4 protein-coding genes are annotated in these 3,238 nt (G+C 31.0%); 3 read left to right on the top strand and 1 reads right to left on the bottom strand.

The annotated features are described in order from the left end of the window. Positions 1 to 414, bottom strand: a 414-nt coding sequence (locus ACI3VO_RS10935) for an ATP-binding cassette domain-containing protein (protein WP_439757948.1), incomplete at its 3' end; no start/stop codon positions are given. Between the two features lie 280 nt (positions 415 to 694). Here ACI3VO_RS10935 and ACI3VO_RS10930 point away from each other — a divergent pair. The 3 genes from ACI3VO_RS10930 to ACI3VO_RS10920 all read left to right on the top strand — a co-directional run. Next, on the top strand, positions 695 to 1,468 hold the full coding sequence (locus tag ACI3VO_RS10930) for a sugar phosphate isomerase/epimerase family protein (RefSeq protein WP_439757947.1): 774 nt from the start codon (positions 695 to 697) through the stop codon (positions 1,466 to 1,468). A 17-nt stretch (positions 1,469 to 1,485) separates the two neighbouring features. Continuing rightward, complete coding sequence (locus ACI3VO_RS10925) at positions 1,486 to 2,169, top strand: NAD(P)-binding domain-containing protein (RefSeq protein WP_439757946.1); 684 nt, start codon at positions 1,486 to 1,488, stop codon at positions 2,167 to 2,169. A 72-nt stretch (positions 2,170 to 2,241) separates the two neighbouring features. Then, on the top strand, positions 2,242 to 3,238 hold a 997-nt coding region (locus ACI3VO_RS10920), incomplete at its 3' end, for a UDP-N-acetylmuramoyl-tripeptide--D-alanyl-D-alanine ligase (RefSeq protein ID WP_439757945.1).

Here is a 3,238-nt window from a genome sequence, read left to right as displayed (position 1 = left end):
ACTGCTCTCTAAGTCCCAAAGGTTTAGCGCATCCATTGTTTCCTGTAATATTAGGAGCTTTTCGTTTAGCTTTTCGTCGTAGGATTTGTTGATTTTATCTAGTACGTCTTGATAATCTCCTATTATCTTCATTTCCTCACAAGTCCCCTTAAATACCTGTTCTAAAACAGTCGCATTTTCGTCGTAGTAAGGGTTTTGTGGAAGGTATTCGATTCTGACCTTGTTTGCCTTTGTGATAGTTCCGCTATCTTCTATCTCAGCTCCGGCTATTATTTTAAGTAGAGTAGACTTACCTGTTCCGTTTACACCGATTAATCCGATTTTTTCTTTATCGTTTATCCCTAGAGAAATATTCTCCAGTAATTTTTTTTCAGAGTAGCTTTTGCTAATATTTTCTAATGTTATTAAATTCATCGATCTCACCTTTATATAAAATTTTAATTTAAATACTTGACGATAAAATTATTGTAAAGATTACCATCAAGGTATAAAATTTAAGTAATAAATATTTGTCTTTATAAAATCTACATTATATTATAACTCATAACGCTAAATTAGACTAATAATATTGACAAATAAAAATAAAAATATAAATATAAAATATTAAGTATTAGAGAATTTTAATTTTTGGAAATTTATGTGGGATTTGGAAATAAATAAATTTAGAAACTAGATTTAATGAAAGGGGAAAAATATGAGAGTATATATATCACAATTAGTAGAAACAGAAAAAATAAAGCCAATACTTGAAAAGTACGACGTTGGTCTAGAAATTGTATTATTTGCAAGTCCATACTGCCTAGATAGACAGGATGAGTTTATAGAAACTTATAAAGAGGAATTGGGAGATTTATATGGAAAAATAGATATATCTATACATGGTCCTTTTGTCGAGTTATGTGCAGGAACTCGCGACGAGCTAATAGCCAAGGTCTCAAATTACAGAATGCAGCAGGCGTACGATGTAGCCAAAAAGATGAATGCAAAATATCTAGTTTACCACAATGGATATTATCCAAATACTTATAGCTATATTGAATGGATGCAAAACGCACCTGTATTTTGGCAAAATTTCCTTGGGGATAAGAAAGACGACGGCATAAAGGTCCATATCGAAAATGTATTTGAGGACGACTACTTTATATTAAACGAGCTTATGGAGGAAATATCAGACGACAAGACATCTCTATGTCTAGATGTCGGTCATGTAAATGCGTATTCTAAAATAGATGTGATGGAATGGATCAAAATCTTAAATAAATACATAAAACATATGCATATACACAACAATTGTGGTGATAGAGATTCACACCTTGGAATAAATAAAGGAGATATAGATATTATAGAAATTCTAGATCTTGTGAAAGATAAGGATATTACAATTTCTCTTGAAATTACAGATTTAGATGAATTAGAGGAATCTCTAGAAATACTTTATAAAAATGGTTTTATAGAATATAGAAAATAAAAATTAGGAGAAAATTTATGAATGTAGGAGTTTTAGGTTGTGGGAAGATGGGTTCAGTTGTAGCTAAAAAGCTTCCCGAGGATGTAAATAAAATAATTGTAGACAGAAATCAAGAAAAGCTTGAAGCTTTAAGCAAAAGTATAGATTGCAAATGCTCTACATCAATAGACGTACTAGCCGATGCGGATATAGTAGCAGTGATACTTCCAGAATCAGAGGTAAATAAAAATGTAGAGAGCATATGTAAGATAGCAAAGGATGGAGCGATAATTTTAAATATGTCTACAAATGGAGCAGTTGATCATAGCATAAAAGACAGCTATAAAAGTATAAATATAATTGAAACTAAAATAATAGGTCAATCATCTATGATAGAAAAATTTAAAGCGCCTTCAGCTATAGTAATAGGAAGCGAGGACAATGATATAGTTGAGAAAATAAAATACATCTTCAAGGATTTTTCTTATGTAGAAAGTGGAGATGTAGAGAAGGTTCCATTAGCTGTTCAAGCTGCGACAAGACAGGCGATAATTACATGTATGGATTTAAAGGAAAAATTAAATGCTTTAGATGTAGACACGTCTTGGCAGGAGGCATTGTTTAAATGCGTGTTAAATGGTACAATAGGTTCGTTTATGGACGACACATTAGGACCATTTGCTAGAAAGATTGTGAAGGAAATAGAAGACAGTAGACAATAAAATTATTAAAACATTGCAATAGATATATGGTATAATTTTTTAGAGAATTAATAGGAGGAGAGAAGATTAAATATGAATTATTTATCTATAGAAGAAATAGTAAGTGCCAGCAAAGGCGATTTAACAAGTAAAAGTGAAGAAGTAAAATCTATAAATGAATTAGTTATAGATAGTAGACTTGCAAATAAAAACAGTGCATTTTTCGCATTAGTAGGAGAAAGTGTAGACGCACATAAATTTATAAACTCAGCAATAGAAAATGGATGCAAGACTATAGTAAAAAATAAAGACAATAATACAGAAATAAACAGCGAAAATGTAAATGTAATCGAAGTTGAAAATACATTATTTGCATTTGGAGATGTAGCTAAACACTATAAAGAAAAATTCGATATACCTTATATAGGAGTTACAGGTAGTGTAGGTAAAACTTCTACAAGAGATATGATTTATGCAGTAGTATCTAGTAGATACAAAACTCTTAAAAATATGAAAAACTTAAATACTGAGACTGGAGTTCCTATGACTCTTACAAATCTAGACGAAAGCTACGAATGTGCTGTAATCGAAATGGGTATGAGTGGATTCCATGAAATAGAATATCTAGTAAATATAGTAAATCCTAAAATAGGTGTTATATCAAATATAGGTCTTTCTCATATCGAAATGCTTGGATCTAGAGAAGGTATATTCAAAGCAAAAATGGAAATAACTACAAACTTCGACGAAGATTCTACGTTAATAGTAAATGGCGACGACGATATGCTTACAACTTTAAAAGGTCAAGATTTAAAATACAATTTAAAAACTTTTGGATTTGGAAAAGACAACACAATCTACTGTACAGATTTTAACATGAACGACAACGACACAACTTTCAATGCAATGATAGACGGCAAGGTAGAAGAATTCTACATCCCAACAGTTGGAGAACACAACATCTACAACGCAATGGCAGCTATATTAGTTGGGCAAACTTTAGGTATAAGCCTAGACGATATCAAACGCGGTCTTAAGAACTTCGAAATAACTAAATCTAGAATGGATATAATAAAAACAGATGATTACG

The organism is Intestinibacter sp., from assembly GCF_051866655.1.
GTDB lineage: Bacteria > Bacillota > Clostridia > Peptostreptococcales > Peptostreptococcaceae > Intestinibacter.
This window is presented reverse-complemented; position numbering and strand designations above follow the sequence as displayed.